The organism is Haloferax sp. S1W (assembly GCF_044593955.1).
Lineage (GTDB): Archaea > Halobacteriota > Halobacteria > Halobacteriales > Haloferacaceae > Haloferax.
The window spans coordinates 233,235-249,940 of the sequence record NZ_CP172596.1 but is presented as its reverse complement, the minus strand read 5'-3'; the positions used below and the strand labels follow the sequence as shown (position 1 = coordinate 249,940).

Genomic DNA, 16,706 nt, shown 5'->3' with positions numbered 1-16,706 from the left:
AAACACCCGATTGAACGACGATGTCGCCGCCCGAGGCCCTCGGCGGACCGGTTCGAAAGCCCCTATCGGTTCGGCCTGTCCCCGATAGGCCCTGAATAACAATCCCTGTTTGAAACGGATTGTTCGATACGAGTGACGTAAACGAAATCTAGAGGAAACTGTAATGGTCGAACTCAGCGTAATCATACCAACACTGAAACCACCGGACGAAGTCGAGTCAGTCTCGGCCCTGAAAGACCAGTCGTACTCCGACTACGAGGTACTCATCCAACGAGAAGATTCAGCGACGAAAGCGCGGAACGAAGGCATCAGACGAGCTAACGCGGACAAACTCGTGTTTCTCGACGACGATTCGATTCCCGAAGACGGCTATCTCGAACGCGTTGCGGACCTGTTGGACCGAGAGGCGGTGGTCACCGGAAAAATCGTCCACCCGAGAAGCGATGTCATTGCCCAGTTCACGACGCACTACGACCGCGGGAACGAACCGAAGTACGTGACTCGGTTCTGGGGATGCAACGCCGCGTGTCGAACGGAAGTCTTCGACAGTGCAGGGATGTGGAACGAACAGATATCGTGGGGACACGAAGAAAAAGAACTCGCAGAACGAATCCTGCGACACTATCCAATCTACTACGACCCAGAACTCGTCGTCATACATTCGTACGCAGATTCGATCCGTGATTACTGGCGAAAACAGTACCAACTCGAACTTCAGACACCGTACCTGTGGGACAAAGAAGGAATTTCGGCGACGAGGCAGTGGTTCAACATCCTGCTTCCTGCACTCAACCCCACGAACTACGTCGGCCTCTCTCCAGAACACACCATCGCCCGTGCCGGTGGGAACGTGGCCCGTTTACTCGGCCGAACGCGCGGCATGCTTCGCAAGCGAAATCGCACGCCGTTGTCGGTTCCCACGTAACACTCGTCGCCGACTCGGAGCGAGCGTAATGGACGACTTAACCAAGGCTGTTGGAAGAGAATTTTTTAAATAATGGACCCGCTCGTGAGCGTTGTCATCCCGACATATGGACGACCAGAGTTCGTCACCGACGCAGTCCAAAGCGTTGCAACACAGAGCTACAGTCGAATCGAACTTCTCGTCGTCGACGATCACTCACCCGAACCAGTCGCGCCGACCCTCGAACGGGTCGATACGAGTAGACTCGTCCGAACAGTGGTTCTTCGCCACGACGAGAACCGTGGAGCGAACGCGGCGCGCAACACCGGGATACGCGAGAGCGGAGGAGATATCATCGCATTTCTGGACGACGACGACTGGTGGCAACCGACAGTCGTCGAGCAATACGTCGAAACGTTTCGTGAGTCACCACCCGACGTTGGACTCGTGTCGGTCGGCGTCCGCGTCGAAGATACGGCGGGAAGGCAAATCGGAGCCCACCGGCCGAATTTCGACGGCGACCCGCTCGATATCCTTCTGCGTGGGACGCTCGTCGGATCGTTCTCCCGGTTTTCGGTCACGAGAGACGTGGTCGAGAAGGCCGGACTGCCAGACGAACTGCTCCCCTCGTGGCAAGACTGGGAGTGGCAGTTCCGTCTCGCGAGGCACTGCAAATTCGCGTCAGTTTCAGAGCCACTCGTCGTTCGAACCGAAGGAACGCACGAGCAGATTACGGACGATTTCGAAGAGCGCCGAGACGTGTCGTATCCCCGTATTTTAGCGCGTCACCGGGATGCTATCGCCGCCGAGCGTGGTCGCCGAGGTGAGCGCCAGTTCGTTGCACTGCTCTCACGCACGTTGGGGACGTCGGCACTCCACGCGGGGCGATACTCGACCGCAATCAGCTATCTCCTCAAGTCGCTTCGATCCGACCCAACACAGTTACAGACGTATCTCTTTCTCGTCGTGGCGCTCGGTGGTCCACTGACGAACCGATACGGTCGGCAGGTGAAGCGTCGATTGAGCGGCGTGTTCTGAAAACCGTTCGACCCGTGCAGTCGGTGCCGACCGCCGTCGGTAGGAAAATTCCCAGAAAGGGGGAGGGAAGTTTCTAGTTGTTCGACGTCGGGCCGAACGAAACGCTCGCAGACCCCTTCACATCGAGGGAGACAATGTCACCAGTGAACCGGTACCCGTCAGCGTCGCCCTTGACGACGCCGGCGACCGCTCCGTCGGAGACCGTGTCTTCCGTCTCGGCCGACGCGAGGTCGGGGCTCCGGGCGACATCGCCGGAGACCTCGAACTCGTACATCGTCTTGCCGTTGTCCGTCGACCCGTCGACGATAAGCTGGTTCTCGTAAGTGGTGACCTCGCCGTTCGCCAGGTCGTCCACGTCAACCTGCTCGCCGTCGAGGTAGACTTCCGCGTCACCGTTGAGCGAGAAGTTAGTGATGTTTCCACTGAACTCGTAGCTGTGGGTTCCGCTGGCCACCGTGTCTTCCACGCTGGACGAGAGGCCCGAGCTGTCGAGCAGTCCCTTGTCGGGGTTGACTCGAACTAACCCGTCGGTCGTCACCTCGTAGGTCGCCGTCGTGGAGTCGTCGTACCCGATAATGTCGAGCGTGCGCGTCAGACCCAGCGTCGATGGGTCGACAACCTCGCCATCGACCTCAACCGTCGCCGCTCCTTCGACGAACTCGAAGTCGACGATTTCGCCGGTGAATTCGTAGGAGTCAGTCTGGCCCTCGGACGTAACCCACCCGTCGGCGGTCGATCCGGAAACGTCGTCCCACGATTCGAGGTCGGATGCGTCGGCATCGGCCGACAGGTCGCCGGAGACCGAGAACAGGTAATTGGTAGTCGTACCAGTTCCCGTGAGTCGAATCGTTCTGGTTTCAGTGGTCGACGTGTCGCTCGTACTATCGCTGTCGCTCGTACTATCGCTGTCGCTCGTGCTATCGCTCGTGAGCGTAGCAGGGTCCACGACCTCGCCGTTCAGTTCGACCGTCGCCTCGCCTTCGACGAACGAGAAGTCAGTGACGTCACCGGAGAACCAGTAGGAGTCAGTCTGGCCCTCGGACGTAATCCACCCGTCCGCGCTCGACCCCGAGATGGAGTCCCACGATTCGAGGTCAGAGGCCTCGGTGTCGGCCGTGAGGTCGCCCGAGACGGTGAACTGGTAGTTGGTCGACGTACCCGTCCCCTTGAGGCGAAGCGAGTTTTCGAGACCGCTGGAGTCGGTGGTGCTGTCGTCCGTCGTACTGTCGTCAGTCGTGCTGTCGTCAGTTGTGCTGTCGTCCGTCGTACTGTCGTCCGTCGTGCTGTCCGTATCACTTGGGACACGGCAGGCACCGTCGTTCGTGATGCCGGACGTGGTAACGTCGCTGTTGACGAACTTCGTCGCCTCACCATCGACGAGGATGTCGGATGACGTGACCTCACAGCTAGTCGAGTCCTCGATGAGAATCCCGGTGTTGAGGTTCGGGAGATTCATGCAGATGTTATCGATGGTCGTCCCGTCGCTGTCTTCTGCGTAAATCGCGGCGTCGGCGTTCGTCTGCGAGACCGAGCCCGTGATGTGAGTGTCGACGACAGTGACATCCGCGGGGACCGTCGAAGTGGCATCGCTCGCCTTGATTGCGGGGACACCATCGGCGTCGATAGCGATGGTACAGCCGCGAACCTCGAACGCACCATTCTCGCTGAAGCTCGGCCGTGCGATTGTTGCGCGGCAGAAGGCACCGCGGGGGTGCGACCGGTACTCGAGGGTACAGTTCTCGATGATAGCCCCGTGGACCTCTTCTTGACCGCCTCCAACGCGGATGAGGTCGGTGTTGCCGTACTCTTCGCCGTCGGGAAGGTTCTCAACGAGGCTCGCGTCCGCGACGACCGTACAGTTCTTCGCCCACGACTCTTTGGAGGGGTGCTTGTTCCCGCCGATACGGATGGAACTGTTGTCGTTGTTAGCGAAGTAGCTGTCTTCGATTTTGATGGCACCGTCGCGGCCACGTGCGGAGAAGGCCGTCGAACCCATCTCCTCGATGTGGATGTTCGTACAGATAATCTCACCGAGGTGGGCGTTACCGATGAAAATCCCGCTCGTCCGGTCGGGGTACGTCCCTTCGACGCCGCCGTCGGTCATCGTGATGCCGGACATGTGGCCGACACCGTCCACCGTCTCCACGTACGGGACAAGATTCGCGACGAACGATGCAGCGTTCGGCGTGAATCCGAGCCACTCGATGTCGTGGATTTCGAGGCCGTCGTCGACTCGAACGGTGATGTTCGCGGCAGTGTCGTGAGATGCCGTCGTATCCAGAGAGAAGCCTTCTACCACAACATTCTGACCACCGTTCGCGTCGAAGAACTCAACGTTGTAGCCGCTATCGAAGACGAATCGGGTCGAACCAGAGCCCGCGCCCAGAATACCGACGTTGGACATATCGCCGACATTGAAGTTGTCGGTGACGCGGAAGTCACCAGCAGGGAATTCGACCAGCGTGCCCGGTTCGAGAGCGGAATCTAACGCCTGGTCGATTGGGTCTCCGCCCGTGTCATCCATGCCGAGGTCCGTGACCGCGTTCACGACGCGGTCGAAGGAGATTCCACGGTGTTCGACTGCCGCACCTGCAACGCCACTCAGCGTCGCACTACCGGTCACAGCGGCCGCAGCCGCCGCGCCAAGCTTCAGATACGCCCGGCGTTCGAGGAGGGCTTTCGAATCGTCTTTTGTCTGGTCATCTACAGATGACTCTCCGTTCGTCCGATTGCTACCGAAGTCGCGTGCCATGCAGTTAGTTCCAGGGACAAGGATAATATAAATCATTCCATCAACAGATTACTAGAACATCTAATATATAAGAAAGAATAAACATTATCGAGTGAAAATCAGGAGTTTTTGATAATCAGTTTTAAAGTGTTGTTATGACAATATTGGCGTTAGGAGTCCTTAGACCCCTATTTTATGGACCAATTTTCTCGATTAAGCCACTCTTACAGCAAATTTCCGATGTAAAAGTGGTTGCCCAGACAACATTAATCCACGTGTTGAGCAGTAGAAATATACAAAATCGTCTTTGAGCATCTGCCGCGTGCGAACACAGTGACTCCGACACCAGACCTGTGCATCTGGTCAGGGACGCACGCTTCGCGAAAGAGAAATCAGTTCAACTTCGACCTGCGAGTCTTCGAAGTATGTTGGTACTCCTGGTACTGCGATAACCAACCGGCGCAGGTTACACTCAACCGAGCCACGGATGATAATGCCCCTGTTCCAACCGAACGCTTCGTCAGCGAGGTTCTCGGCAGTCGGAGGGTCAGTGCGAGCCAGACTTATAATCTCCAGGTCGGTTGCGGTGAATCCGTCGCTTCTTTCGACACGGATACCGTCCACCCAGCCATCGACGAGTTTGATTGTCGAACCGGTTACAGTAGAGTTCGGACGGCCGGAGATGCTGAGCGCCGCTCCTTCGTCGATTACCCTCTTTGCAGTCGTCTCTACGACCGTATTCTCGATGTGGACCTCTGTCGGCCCATTGACAGCCTGGGCAGAAGGCTCACGAACGTCTATTGGTTCGACGTGTTCGACGAAACTTCGGAACCGGGAGTTCCGAACGGTCACCGACCCATGACTCGAATCGATGAGTAAGAGCGGGAGGTTGCTCGCGGAGCCGTTCGAATAGATGACTGCGTCGACATCTTCAATGAGCAAATTCCCGTATCCGGGGTTGTGTGAGCCACCAGCCTCAACCCAAATACCCCGCGTACTCTCGTAGTGTTCTCCCGGGGGAAGCTTCGTCGCCCTGTCGACGTCAATCTCGACGCGTGCGCCCCGAATCCACGACCGCTTAGTCGGGTGTCCGCCACCGGAGATACGCAAGTTTGTGTTGTCGTTATTGCGGAAGAGACCGCCTTCAACTCTGATGCACCCCTGCGCCCGCGAGGCGTAGATGGAGTGTGACCCACTCTCCTCGATGTGTGCGTCTTCGAGTCTTAGTTCGCCGCGGTGACTCCAGAACACGCCGATTGGAGTCCCCCGACTCGGATACGTACCGACGACTCCGCCGCCCAAGCTGACGAACCGTCGAATCACCCCGACTCCGTCTGGATCCGTGATATGGGCGATGACGTTGTTGCTTGGAGCGTACCGTTCTCTCGGCATAAATCCGGCAAACTCGACATCGACCATCCAAAATCCGTCGTCTAAGATGAATATCGTCTCGACGCCGGTAACGTCGTCGTCCGTCATTTGAAACGTCAGGTTCTCGATGACGACGTCGCGACCGGCCGTAAACATGAGAAACCTGAAATTGGTCGGGTCTGGGGCACCCTCGTTTCCCGGGGGAAAGACGAACTGAACGTCACGACGCGACTCACCGAGACCGATGAGTCCAAATCGGTGTGTCGGCGTCCTGTATCGATGCTCATCGGTTGCGAGGTAGTCACCCGGTGGGAAGGCGATGAGCGTTCCGTCGCCGTACCCCTCGTCGAAGGCGTCGTCGATCGGAACGGTTCCGGTCGGGTCCATCCCGAGGTCGTCGACAGCGTGCAAGACGGTGTCGAACGTAATTCCGTGGAGAGTCGTTGGTGCGTCGAGAATGTCCTCTTTGGACGGTATGAAGCCGTCGTTCGGCTCAGACGGAGACATCGTCACAGTTGAATCCGGCTTCGTCTCACCTTTGGTCCGTCCACCGTCGAAGAACGTCACACAGCCTGCAAGAAAACCCGCCGCGACGGCCGCTCCACTCGTGCGAAGAACGTCCCGGCGCTTCATGATATGCGGGAAGATAATGACGGTGGGCGATTAGTTATGCGTATCGTTACTTCCCACTTTCTGGACTCGCCTGCTCTTTCCGGGACGGGTTTCGTTTGCGAATACCGTTTACTGGCGTTGGCAGGCCGTTTTTGAGCGTGATAGAGAGAATGGACCTCATGCGCTAGTTCATAGATATCCAAGGTCTCGAAGTTGTGCCTTCATATCGCTGGAGAATCTGGCAGTGCGCTCTTCACCACCGCTTGCACGGCCGTACGCGTCGAGCCATCCGTCGAGGGCTTTGTCCATCAACCCGATGACGTCTGGGTGGTCCTCATGTATCGAAGTAGTCTCGTCGGCGAGGTCGTACAGCATCGTCCTATCGTCACTCCGCTGATACCGATAGTCGGTGTTCCGGATGCTGTTTACTTCACCCGCGGGGAACTGGGTGACATCGAACGCAGGGTCGTACTCGCGGAACTTTGCAAAGTTGTTCTGCGGACGGCTACTTCCGCGCTGTGTGACCGCGAAGTCGCGGGGAACAGCCCGAACGTCCTGTCCGATGGGGACTTCGAGGGCGAGTTCGCACTCCGTCGAGATCATCGCCATCACGTCGGCAGGTTGGACGAGGCCGTGTTCGACTCCCGCGGGGACATCGAACCCAGAGACGACCAAGGGCACGTCCGTCACGCCCGAATGGGGCACGAGCATGTGCGCGAGGAGACCGTGTTCGCCAAAGGACTCGCCGTGGTCTGCGGTGATGACGATGAGCGGGTCGTCGAGTCGCTCTTGTGCGCACTGGACGATTGATTCTGCGATGGAGTCGACGTACGCCAGACAGGTGTCGTACAGTATTTCAATCGCGTTCCATTCGGCATCGTCAAACGGGAGGCCGCGAGTGATGTACTCGTGGAGATGATTCGACATCCTGAGGACGACATCGAGCGCGTCGTCGAGCGGGAGATCTAGATCGTCTACGAACCTGTCGTTCCAGCGTTTTGGCGGGTAGTACGCGTGGTGGCTATCACCGAGGTGGACGTAGAGAAACAACGGTTCACGGTCTGCTGCCGCCCGGTCGATATGACGGGTTGCTACCGACTGTGTAAAGAAGCCGCGACTATGCTTAGTCGTGTCTCTGGTGAACCCCGCAGAGTGTTCATGGATGTTTGCGACGTACTTGAGTATCGTAGGCAGGCCGACTTCATGTAGCAACTGCTTTTTTCCGAGGTAGTGGAAGTGGTCAAAGCCCTTGTCGAGGCCGGTCGCTGGACTTACCTGCGCAATCGGCGAAACGGCGACAGTTCGGTAGCCGCGCGCACGGAGTTGCTCCGGAATCGTGGTGATGTCACGGGAGAGGGCGGCATCGTACGACCAGACGCGGTGGTCGGACGGCGCCCGTCCCGTTAGAATCGAGGTGCTAGATGGCCTTGTCCAGATTGCGTGTGAGACGCAATTCGAGAACGAGGTGCCATCACCATCAGTTGCAAGCCGTCGGATAAACGGTGTCGTGTCCCGACTGTGGTCCGAGAGCGACGTTCGGTCCCGTCTGACGCTCTCGAGCGTTATCCAGATGATGTCACGGCCGTTCATTTGGAGGAAATGACACCTCGGATGTGGTTAAGTACTCGTCGTCTAATCAGAACCATCGTATCGACCGTGGAGATTCGGACAGTGTTCAGTTCCGTGTGAGTCGGATTGCTGCGTTTCACGCAGCGAGCTATCGCCGTTTTGTACGAGGGCGACGCCTCGTGTCGTATCGAGAGTACCACTGGAAATCGGGTCGTCACTCACTCCGGGAATGAGCTGAATAACAAAGCATCCCCACTAGGTACTCTCGGTATCGATGTATTCTCTCTCACAACTCAACAAGGTGGCATCCAATCCGGCACGATTCTGGTGGGAGATAAACCGGCTTTACTACTCTCGTCTTGGAACCCGGGCGCACAACACCCGCGGAATCGACCTCTTCGAGTCCGACTGGGACAACCTACTCATTCTCGATGCCTGTCGATACGACACGTTCGAAGAGTTCTCGGCGCTTCCAGGGACACTCACGAGTCGAGTCTCACGTGGGTCAGCAACGAGCGAGTGGATTCGGGCGAACTTTCACGGTCGAAGCCTTCACGACACCGTCTACGTCTCGGCGAGTCCTATGCTCTACCGGAACCGCGATACGGTAGACGTTCAGTTTCACGATGTCGTCAACATCTGGAAAAAAGAGGGATGGAACGACGAGTTCCGGACCGTACTCCCGGAGACGGTGAACGCGGCGGTTCGTCGAGCAACGGAGCAGTATCCCAACAAACGCCTCTTGATTCACTACCTCCAACCACACTTTCCCTTCCTCGGACCGACCGGTAGCGAACAGTTCTACGCCGACCGGCTCAACTTCCACTGGATGGACATGACGACCGGTGACCTCGATACCGACCCAGAGGTAGTTCGGCAAGCCTACAGAGAGAACGTCGAACTGGTGCTTCCCTACGTCGACAGACTACTTCATAAACTCCCGGGGAAAACTGTCGTGACATCCGACCACGGGCAGATGCTCGGAGAGCGAGGCTTTCCGATTCCCGTGCGCGGGTATGGCCACCCGCCGGGAATTTACAACGACGTACTCACGCGTGTTCCGTGGCACGAGTACACGAACGGCGCACGCAAGGAGATTGTCGCAGAAAAACCGACGCTAGAACGGGACGATGTGGACGAAGAGACGGTCTCCGAACGCCTCGAACAACTCGGCTACATCACATAGATGTTTTCGGACAGCCTATACCTCCAGCGTCCCCGGTTCCGCATACGATGGATTCTATAGACCCCAGCACTGAGGAGGCCGGACGATGAGCGAACCAATCGTCGAATCGCTCCCGCCGACGGCCGTGCCGGTGTCGTTCGTCGACGAACTCGAAGCGAACGAGGCTATCCAGCAGGCCGTCGCTGTGCGGGGATACAACCTCGAACGCGACGGTGAGACGGTTCAGCACGCCTACCAACTGGCGGTGAATGTCCGCGGGAAGTACATCCTCGGTCTCCACCTCTCGAACGGTGAGTGGCGAATCGTCTTCGACACGCGCGAGCACCCTGAACTGGCGCAGGAAGGGCCGGAGGCGGCCTACAAGGAGGTTCACGATGCGCTCTACGAGCGCGCTCCCTCCGACGCCGAAATCGACTTCGAATCGACGCCGCGGTTCTGGCACGCGCCGCAGTAGCCGTCTTTTTCGACTGACACCTTCGTTCCGTCCGGGAGTATCGTCGCCACCACCGCCTCCCGATATGGTGGTACTGTCGGCCGATAAGGAGGTGATTTACGGGACGGCGGAGGTTCGTTAGGCGCTCTATGCTTAATCCGGTCTCTCACGTTCGTCTAGCCGATTGACCGGAGGCCCGATGCCTGTCGCCCGCGACGCTGAAGAACGCACCGAAATCGAGGCGAGCAACAGCACCGAAACAGGGCCATCCCACACCACCATGTCCGCAGAAAGACGGGTCTTCATGGACGCAGATAGCCGCGGGACGATGAGTGACGAACCGACCGGCAGCGACGACTCGAATCCCCTCGTCACCGTCGTCCTTCCGACATATAACCGACCAGACGGCCTTCGGAAGGCGGTTCAGAGTGTGGCCGCACAGACGTACACCCCACTCGAACTCGTGGTCGTCGACGACCACTCCGAAGTACCGGCGCAGGAGGCCCTCGAACACGACTCCACCGACAATATCGACCACGTTCGAATTATCCGTCACCCAACGAACCGCGGCGGGAACGCAGCGCGCAACGCAGGTATTCGCGCGGCGACGGGACGGTTCGTCGCGTTCCTCGACGACGACGACGAATGGTACCCCGAAACGCTCGCTCGACAGGTCGCAGTGTTCGCCAATTCCTCCGAAGACGTTGGTCTCGTCTCCACTGGAACCGAGTACCGCGACGCCGGACAGACCGTCCAGAAACAGACCGGCGGCGTCCGCGGCGACGTGACCCGCGACTTGCTGCTCGGTGCTTCGCTCTCCGAATTTTCCGGCGTGATGGTTCGACGGTCGGTCGTCGACGACGCCGGACTGCCTGACGAGCGGTTCCCGAGTTGGCAAGACCGCGAGTGGTTCGTCCGCCTCTCACAGCACTGTCGCTTCGAATCGGTGGACGAAGCCTTGACAATTCGGTTCGTCGAGCGAGGCGACCGAGTCACGAAGCGCTTCGAGACGAAGCGAGATGTGAGTTTCCCGCTGTTCGTCGAGCAGTTCCGGCCGCTGGCGAGCGAACTCGGTATCGAGCGACGATTCGTCGCGGCTCACCGGGCGAAACTCGGGAAAGAGGCCCTCCAAGCGGGGTACTACGCGGACGCTCGGCGACTGCTGGCGCTCGCACTGGTTGGCGGGGACATCAACTCAGAGACCCTGATGCACCTGTTCGTTGCGCTCGGCGGGCGCGTGACCTACCAGTCAGCGAAGCGCCTCGTTCGTGCCGTCAGAGGGAGGCGAGTTCCGGCGTGAATCTCGAATCCCCGCCAACGGAGGACGCGTCCGACGAGAGAGGCCCGCTCGCTGAAACGATTGAGAGTGTCCTCGACGACCCTGTCGCCGATGCTCGTCTCCGTGCGCGGGCCGAAGACTTCTCGGTCCCGGCGGTGACGACGGCGTACGAGTCGCACGTCACCTCGCTGGTGGAACGGGAGTGAAGCGGACTGTGGCTACACCCCAGTACACCGTACGCAGGGCGGGAAGCGTCAGTATGCAACACCTCGTGGTACGCACTTGGAATGTGGCCCTAAAACCCCGAATTCGGCCGTTAGGAACCGACTAACCGCCCGAATCCGACAGGTAAGTCATTGCGAAATTAAGTACATCGGTAACATACGAATTGCTAACAGGAACCGGTTCGAGAACCGCTCGAAGCCCCACGTACGGGCGCGATGTGGAAGAAAGCCGGTCCTGGAGAAGAACAATGGATATCAAAGAATTCCTCAGCGAATCACGAGCAGTTTCGCCGGTCATCGGCGTCATCCTCATGGTCGCCATCACAGTCATCCTCGCGGCCGTCATCGGGACGTTCGTCCTCGGACTCGGCGACCAAGTCGGAGATTCGGCACCGCAAGCAAGCTTCAGTTTCGACTACGACGAGAGTACGGGCGACCTCAGCGTTAGCCACGAAAGTGGTGACCCCATCGAGGCGACCCAGCTGAACGTCTCCTACAGTGGGACCTCGTACGACTGGAACGGTACTGGGACCGTGGGCGCAGGTGACACTGCCGACTACCCCGGTGCGAGCCTCAGTGACGGCGACGTTGTGCGCGTCGTCTGGACCTCCACGTCGGGAGACAGCAGCGCGACCCTGCAGAAGTACACGTACAACGCCTGAACCGCATTCGAGCGAAACTCGCCGACCAACCTTTTCGTATTTTCACCCGGTGAGCGGCAGCACTGGCACGCAGTAGAACCAGTCACACAGCAGTACCAGTCACGCGACGGCCGGACTCCACGCCAGTGAGCACTAGCCACGCGACGACCAGTAAGCGTGTTATTGTGAATCGTACCAGCGGCAAAAATATCTGGTAATATGAGTCTAAGTTTTTTGAGAACGTCGATATTTTCGACAGGTTTCCTCGGCAGGCGTGAATCCACCGGCTCGATTTCCCGTGAGTCTCACGCCAGTTGTCCGATTTACCTCGGAGAAACAGATGAACATCAAGAAGCTATTCACAGACTCTCGCGCAGTTTCGCCGGTCATCGGCGTCATCCTCATGGTCGCTATTACAGTCATCCTCGCGGCCGTCATCGGGACGTTCGTTCTCGGACTCGGCGACCAAGTGAGCGAGACGGCACCACAGGCGAGTTTCAGTTTCGACTACACGAACGATTCGACAAACGGCGATACGCTTGACATCACCCAAGAAAGCGGTGATGCGATACCGGCGAGTGAACTCACTGTCACGAGCACCGTCGACTTTAACGCGTCTTCCGGTGGGCCGACGCTCAAATCACACGACTTCGCGAACTTCACCGGTGTCAGTGCAACAGATAGCGTCAAATCGGGGACGACTGTGACCGCACTCGCACCGACTGCCGGTGACGACATCGGTGCTGGTATCTTCCGCGTCGTCTGGACCTCCCAGTCCGGTGGCTCGTCCGCCACGCTCCAGAAGTGGAGTGGCCCACGCGCCTAAGCGAACACTCACGACGCTGACCCTCCCACGCCGACCTCGGTATCGCTCTTTCGTCCCGTTCTCACACTTCCTGACCGAAACGTTCGACCGTGGGACCCATTCGTCTGTGGGAACCGTCCGACTGTGGGAACGACCCGCGGCGAACGTTCTTAACAGATGACGCAGAATGCGTGGCTATGCACCCGACGGCCGAGCAATTCGCCGAGGAAGTTCGTTCGACACACGGCGTCGACATCGAGGTTCAAGAGTTTCCAGAAGGGACGAAAACGGCAGCAGACGCCGCGACGGCTATCGGCTGTGACGTCTCCCAAATCGTCAAGAGCATCGTCATGCGCGTCGGCGACGAGACGGTGGTCGTCCTGACGAGTGGCGCGAACCGTGTGTCCGAAGCGGCGTTGGCTTCAGAGTTCGGCGTTGACCCGTCCGAGGTTCGGAGCGCGGACGCCTCGGAAGTCAAGCAGGCGACGGGGTGGAGCATCGGCGGCGTTCCACCGACGTGTCACACCAATGGCTGCCCGATGGTCGCCGACCCGACGTTCGACGAGTTTGACGAAATCTGGGCCGCCGCTGGAACGCCCGAAGCGGTGTTTCGGCTGACGCCCGACGAGTTGCGTCAGTTGTCGGACCCGCGGTTCGTGGACGTGTTCGAGTAATCTCGGTCGGTTCGCCGCGGCCGACTCGAACCAGTTGGTTCGTTACGGTCGAAGCGGCCCAGTCGATTCGCCATGGTCAGACCGCCAGTTCCCAGAGCCGAATCGTCTGAAGAACGATAACGACAGCGAGGGCGGCATACGAGAGCGCGAGCGGCGTCAGTTGCTGGATAGGGATGAGTAAGCCACCGGCGACTGCGAGCGCCGCGAGCGTCACGGCAACCTTTCCGGCAGTTCGAGTCACCGGTGAAAGCGTCGACGCGACCCACGTGTCGAACGGCGATACGTCGAGGAACATCGTCAGTCCGACGAGTTCGAGGAGTGCGCCGAGGCCGACGAGGAGTCCGATGTACTGCGGCCGGGAGAACAAGAGCGATTGCAATCCCATCCCAGTCAAGAGCGCCGTGAACGCGGCGGCGCGCTTCGCTGCACGACCGAGGACGGATCTGTCGAACCACGACCGACGGGTCACGGTGGTAGTGGCATACCCGTCGGTAGCGACCGGCGGCGAGCGCCAGCGCTCCGAATCCTCGCGTTCGTCACGGCCGCGAACGAGCGCGGTGCGGAACTCGGAGAGGGCAGTCGCGACGAAGAAGAACCCAAGCAGCAGCGCAGCGACCTCTTTCGAGTCAGTCGTGTCGAGTACGTCGAGCATGCGGTGACCCCAAAAAAGATTCGCCGCGGTGGTGTCGTGGAGTTCGCGGAAGAACGCGACGCCGATTGGCGTGACGTGGAAGAAGTCCGGAACCATCGCCCACAGTCCGCCGAAGACGACCACTGTTCGGTGAAATCGAAATCGCGGGGCGAAGAGCGCGACGGCCAGTGCGGTCAGTGCTGCACCAAACGCGAAGTGGCCGATGGCGAGCGTCATTTCGTGACAGTGAATCGGTGCGTAAGCGGAATTAATAGGCCGTTGCTAACCGTTTCGCGTTCGCCGCGGAACACCACCGTGTCCGCTGTTGTACCCCACTATGTCCGCTGTTCCCTCCCGGTACGTCTGCTATTTGTACCCCAGTGTGTCCGCGGTTCTCTCCCGTTGCTCGCTTTCTTCCCCCAATGCGTCCGCGGTTCTTCCTTGATTCGTCTGCTGTTTCTCTGCCGGAGTGTCCGCTGTTTCACCCTGCATGTCCGCTGTTCTCTGGCGCAATGCCTGCCCTTCGGGCTACTCGGCGAATCGTTCGAGATAGACCCCGACTTCGTCCACGGTTGCATGGTCGGCAGTCTGCGAACCAGCTTCGGACCCCGGCGCTTCTTTGAGGCCGGTTCCGGTCGCAACGACCGCAACGTCGGCCGACGCGTCGATAGTACCGCGCTCGACCAACTGCTTGACACCGGCGAGAGCCGTCGCTGAGGCCGGTTCGACAGTCAGACCCGCCTCTGTCGCAAGGATTCGTTGCGCTGCTCGAATCGCGTCGTCCGTGACTGAGAGAACCGCACCGCCAGTTTCGGTGGCTGCCCGAAGCGCGCGCGTCCCGCTCGGCGGGTCTGCGTTGGCGATGGAGTACGCGATGGTTTCGCCTTTCTCGACCGGAGAGACGGTCGACACACCGCTTTCGTACGCCTCGGCGATAGGGGCACAGGCCGCAGCCTGTACGAAGTAGAGTTCCGGAACGGTGTCTATCGCACCGGCCTCGTGAAGTTCTCGAACCGCCTTCCACGCGCCGCTGGCGTGTCCACCACTGCTGACAGGCATGACGATTGCGTCGGGAACCTCCGGTTGGAACGCCTCACAGAGTTCCACGGTGGTCGTTTTCTGTCCTTCCACTCTGAGCGGCACGTCCGAATTGAGGAAGACGATGCCATAGTCCGGGCCGACTTCGAGCGTTCGGTCGTAGAGGCGACCATACTCACCAGCGACAGTCACGAGTGTTGGGTCGAACTGCGCGATAACGTCGAGTCGCACCGAAGGGATATCGTCGGGGACCAATACCACGCAGGGAACGTCCGCGGCCGCGGCAAACGCGGCGGTGCTCATCGCCATATTGCCATGCGAGACGGTTCCAATGGCTGTTACGTCGCCGACGAGTCCCGCGTCGATGGCGGCGAGACCGAGCGCACTCCCGCGGTCTTTGAAACTCCCTGTCGGATGGTCGCCCTCGACTTTGACGTGGACGGTTGCCCCGGCGTAGTCGTCGAGCGCGGCGTCGCGGACGAGGGGTGTCCCACCCGCCGCGACTGCAAGACCACCTGGACAATCGACCGGCAGCAGCGACTCGTAACGCCACATTCCCGGCGCATCGGTGGTGTCGTCCCACGTGAACGACCCCGATTCCGTATCGAGCCACAGTGGTTCCCCGCAGTCACACCGCGCAACCGGGTTAGTCGTTCGAGTACCACAGTCGTAGCAGACGCGTTCGAGCGTCATACCCTCCGAACCTTCTGGCCGATTGTCTCAGATGGCACGTTCATTCTCACTCTAAGCTCGCGCTGCTCGCATACAGAACTCACGCTACACATTTCATCACGGTACACGTCTCACACATGGGTGCGGTGCCACGTCGATTCCGGCGTCACGGAGACACAGATAGCTCTCAGCGGTAGTATCCGAACAAGAAGTATTCGTAGAACCCTCTCGGGATGTATTCTATTGGATGTGGCCTTCGCGACGGAGCTGGTCGGCGTCGTCGTCGGTGTAGCGCCACTCGATGTTGGCCTTGCTGTCTTGCCAGTCCCACGGCTCGACGAGAACCACGTCGCCCTCGTTAATCCACGTTCGGTACTTCATCCGGCCGGGAATCCGGCCCATTCGATTCTCGCCGTCCTCGCAGCGGACTCGCACGTGGTTCCCACCGTTGTGCTCGGTTACGACTGCAAACAGCTCACTGCCATTGGGCATTCGAAGGTTTCGACGCCCTGTTTCTTCACTCACACACGTAATGAGAGGTCCACACGGATAACTTATCGGATGCACGTGGTACCATATAACGAGCGGTTAATTGTCGATGTGAGGCTGCGAATTATTGTCTACAGCAGCTGTTGCCGGCGTTTGTGGGTTATTTCGCCAGAGAGCCGCACCAACACCACAATGTCCGCTGTTCTTTGGCGTGATTAGAGCTTCCCTCGACGATTCGAGTCGATATATCATATTACGCTATATCAATGGGCGCGTGCAGTTTCGACCGGGGCTCTCAATGCATAGAGAGTCAGTCTCAGAAACGCATCTGATAGCCCAGTCAGTACTCAGCATACCTCTACTTCCAAGATCAGGGGTGGAACAAGGCATAACCGTCCAGCGCCCCACA

15 protein-coding genes are annotated in these 16,706 nt (G+C 59.0%); 9 read left to right on the top strand and 6 right to left on the bottom strand.

Annotation, left to right across the window (positions count from 1 at the left end):
• Positions 1–163 precede the first annotated feature (163 nt).
• The gene (locus ACH9L7_RS17285; RefSeq protein ID WP_396613381.1) at positions 164–925 is read left to right on the top strand and encodes a glycosyltransferase family 2 protein; all 762 of its coding nucleotides are present in this window, start codon (positions 164–166) and stop codon (positions 923–925) included.
• 72 nt (positions 926–997) lie between these two features.
• Positions 998–1,942: a glycosyltransferase family 2 protein gene (locus tag ACH9L7_RS17280; protein ID WP_396613380.1), complete on the top strand. Its 945-nt coding sequence runs from the start codon at positions 998–1,000 to the stop codon at positions 1,940–1,942.
• Positions 1,943–2,015: 73 nt separating this feature from the next.
• Here the strand turns inward: ACH9L7_RS17280 and ACH9L7_RS17275 are convergent, their stop codons facing one another.
• From ACH9L7_RS17275 to ACH9L7_RS17265, 3 genes are all read right to left on the bottom strand, one after another.
• On the bottom strand, positions 2,016–4,694 hold the full coding sequence (locus ACH9L7_RS17275) for a hypothetical protein (RefSeq protein WP_396613379.1): 2,679 nt from the start codon (positions 4,692–4,694) through the stop codon (positions 2,016–2,018).
• Positions 4,695–5,036: 342 nt separating this feature from the next.
• Positions 5,037–6,677: a twin-arginine translocation signal domain-containing protein gene (locus tag ACH9L7_RS17270; RefSeq protein WP_396613378.1), complete on the bottom strand. Its 1,641-nt coding sequence runs from the start codon at positions 6,675–6,677 to the stop codon at positions 5,037–5,039.
• 168 nt (positions 6,678–6,845) lie between these two features.
• Positions 6,846–8,246 carry a sulfatase gene (locus tag ACH9L7_RS17265; protein ID WP_396613377.1) on the bottom strand — a complete coding sequence of 467 codons (1,401 nt, stop codon included), beginning with the start codon at positions 8,244–8,246 and terminating at the stop codon, positions 6,846–6,848.
• Between the two features lie 253 nt (positions 8,247–8,499).
• Between ACH9L7_RS17265 and ACH9L7_RS17260 the strand changes: the two genes are divergently transcribed.
• The 7 genes from ACH9L7_RS17260 (at position 8,500) to ACH9L7_RS17230 (ending at position 13,467) form a co-directional block, all read left to right on the top strand.
• A complete protein-coding gene (locus ACH9L7_RS17260) occupies positions 8,500–9,411 on the top strand; it encodes a hypothetical protein (protein ID WP_396613376.1) in 912 nt (303 codons plus the stop codon).
• Between the two features lie 85 nt (positions 9,412–9,496).
• The gene (locus tag ACH9L7_RS17255) at positions 9,497–9,865 is read left to right on the top strand and encodes a hypothetical protein (RefSeq protein WP_396613375.1); all 369 of its coding nucleotides are present in this window, start codon (positions 9,497–9,499) and stop codon (positions 9,863–9,865) included.
• A 178-nt stretch (positions 9,866–10,043) separates the two neighbouring features.
• Positions 10,044–11,144, top strand: coding sequence for a glycosyltransferase family 2 protein (locus ACH9L7_RS17250; protein ID WP_396613374.1), 1,101 nt, complete (start codon positions 10,044–10,046; stop codon positions 11,142–11,144).
• Complete coding sequence (locus tag ACH9L7_RS17245; protein ID WP_396613373.1) at positions 11,141–11,329, top strand: hypothetical protein; 189 nt, start codon at positions 11,141–11,143, stop codon at positions 11,327–11,329. Before ACH9L7_RS17250 ends, ACH9L7_RS17245 begins: the two co-directional genes overlap by 4 nt.
• 266 nt (positions 11,330–11,595) lie before the next feature.
• The gene (locus ACH9L7_RS17240) at positions 11,596–12,009 is read left to right on the top strand and encodes a type IV pilin (protein WP_396613372.1); all 414 of its coding nucleotides are present in this window, start codon (positions 11,596–11,598) and stop codon (positions 12,007–12,009) included.
• A 319-nt stretch (positions 12,010–12,328) separates the two neighbouring features.
• Positions 12,329–12,814: a type IV pilin gene (locus ACH9L7_RS17235; RefSeq protein ID WP_396613634.1), complete on the top strand. Its 486-nt coding sequence runs from the start codon at positions 12,329–12,331 to the stop codon at positions 12,812–12,814.
• A 176-nt stretch (positions 12,815–12,990) separates the two neighbouring features.
• A complete protein-coding gene (locus tag ACH9L7_RS17230) occupies positions 12,991–13,467 on the top strand; it encodes a YbaK/EbsC family protein (RefSeq protein WP_396613371.1) in 477 nt (158 codons plus the stop codon).
• A 76-nt stretch (positions 13,468–13,543) separates the two neighbouring features.
• Here ACH9L7_RS17230 and ACH9L7_RS17225 read toward each other — a convergent pair whose 3' ends face one another.
• The 3 genes from ACH9L7_RS17225 to eif1A all read right to left on the bottom strand — a co-directional run bounded on the left by ACH9L7_RS17225 (position 13,544) and on the right by eif1A (position 16,333).
• Complete coding sequence (locus ACH9L7_RS17225; protein WP_396613370.1) at positions 13,544–14,335, bottom strand: hypothetical protein; 792 nt, start codon at positions 14,333–14,335, stop codon at positions 13,544–13,546.
• A 291-nt stretch (positions 14,336–14,626) separates the two neighbouring features.
• Complete coding sequence (locus ACH9L7_RS17220; RefSeq protein ID WP_396613369.1) at positions 14,627–15,829, bottom strand: pyridoxal-phosphate dependent enzyme; 1,203 nt, start codon at positions 15,827–15,829, stop codon at positions 14,627–14,629.
• Positions 15,830–16,048: 219 nt separating this feature from the next.
• Complete coding sequence (gene eif1A / locus ACH9L7_RS17215) at positions 16,049–16,333, bottom strand: translation initiation factor eIF-1A (RefSeq protein ID WP_049907669.1); 285 nt, start codon at positions 16,331–16,333, stop codon at positions 16,049–16,051.
• Positions 16,334–16,706 lie beyond the last annotated feature (373 nt).

Excerpts from the sequence above, each read along its gene's own strand:
- ACH9L7_RS17285 (WP_396613381.1), top strand. The coding sequence starts at position 164 with ATGGTCGAACTCAGCGTAATCATACCAACACTGAAACCACCGGACGAA.
- ACH9L7_RS17280 (WP_396613380.1), top strand. The coding sequence starts at position 998 with ATGGACCCGCTCGTGAGCGTTGTCATCCCGACATATGGACGACCAGAG.
- ACH9L7_RS17275 (WP_396613379.1), bottom strand. The coding sequence starts at position 4,694 with ATGGCACGCGACTTCGGTAGCAATCGGACGAACGGAGAGTCATCTGTA.
- ACH9L7_RS17270 (WP_396613378.1), bottom strand. The coding sequence starts at position 6,677 with ATGAAGCGCCGGGACGTTCTTCGCACGAGTGGAGCGGCCGTCGCGGCG.
- ACH9L7_RS17265 (WP_396613377.1), bottom strand. The coding sequence starts at position 8,246 with ATGAACGGCCGTGACATCATCTGGATAACGCTCGAGAGCGTCAGACGG.
- ACH9L7_RS17260 (WP_396613376.1), top strand. The coding sequence starts at position 8,500 with ATGTATTCTCTCTCACAACTCAACAAGGTGGCATCCAATCCGGCACGA.
- ACH9L7_RS17255 (WP_396613375.1), top strand. The coding sequence starts at position 9,497 with ATGAGCGAACCAATCGTCGAATCGCTCCCGCCGACGGCCGTGCCGGTG.
- ACH9L7_RS17250 (WP_396613374.1), top strand. The coding sequence starts at position 10,044 with ATGCCTGTCGCCCGCGACGCTGAAGAACGCACCGAAATCGAGGCGAGC.
- ACH9L7_RS17240 (WP_396613372.1), top strand. The coding sequence starts at position 11,596 with ATGGATATCAAAGAATTCCTCAGCGAATCACGAGCAGTTTCGCCGGTC.
- ACH9L7_RS17235 (WP_396613634.1), top strand. The coding sequence starts at position 12,329 with ATGAACATCAAGAAGCTATTCACAGACTCTCGCGCAGTTTCGCCGGTC.
- ACH9L7_RS17230 (WP_396613371.1), top strand. The coding sequence starts at position 12,991 with ATGCACCCGACGGCCGAGCAATTCGCCGAGGAAGTTCGTTCGACACAC.
- ACH9L7_RS17225 (WP_396613370.1), bottom strand. The coding sequence starts at position 14,335 with ATGACGCTCGCCATCGGCCACTTCGCGTTTGGTGCAGCACTGACCGCA.
- ACH9L7_RS17220 (WP_396613369.1), bottom strand. The coding sequence starts at position 15,829 with ATGACGCTCGAACGCGTCTGCTACGACTGTGGTACTCGAACGACTAAC.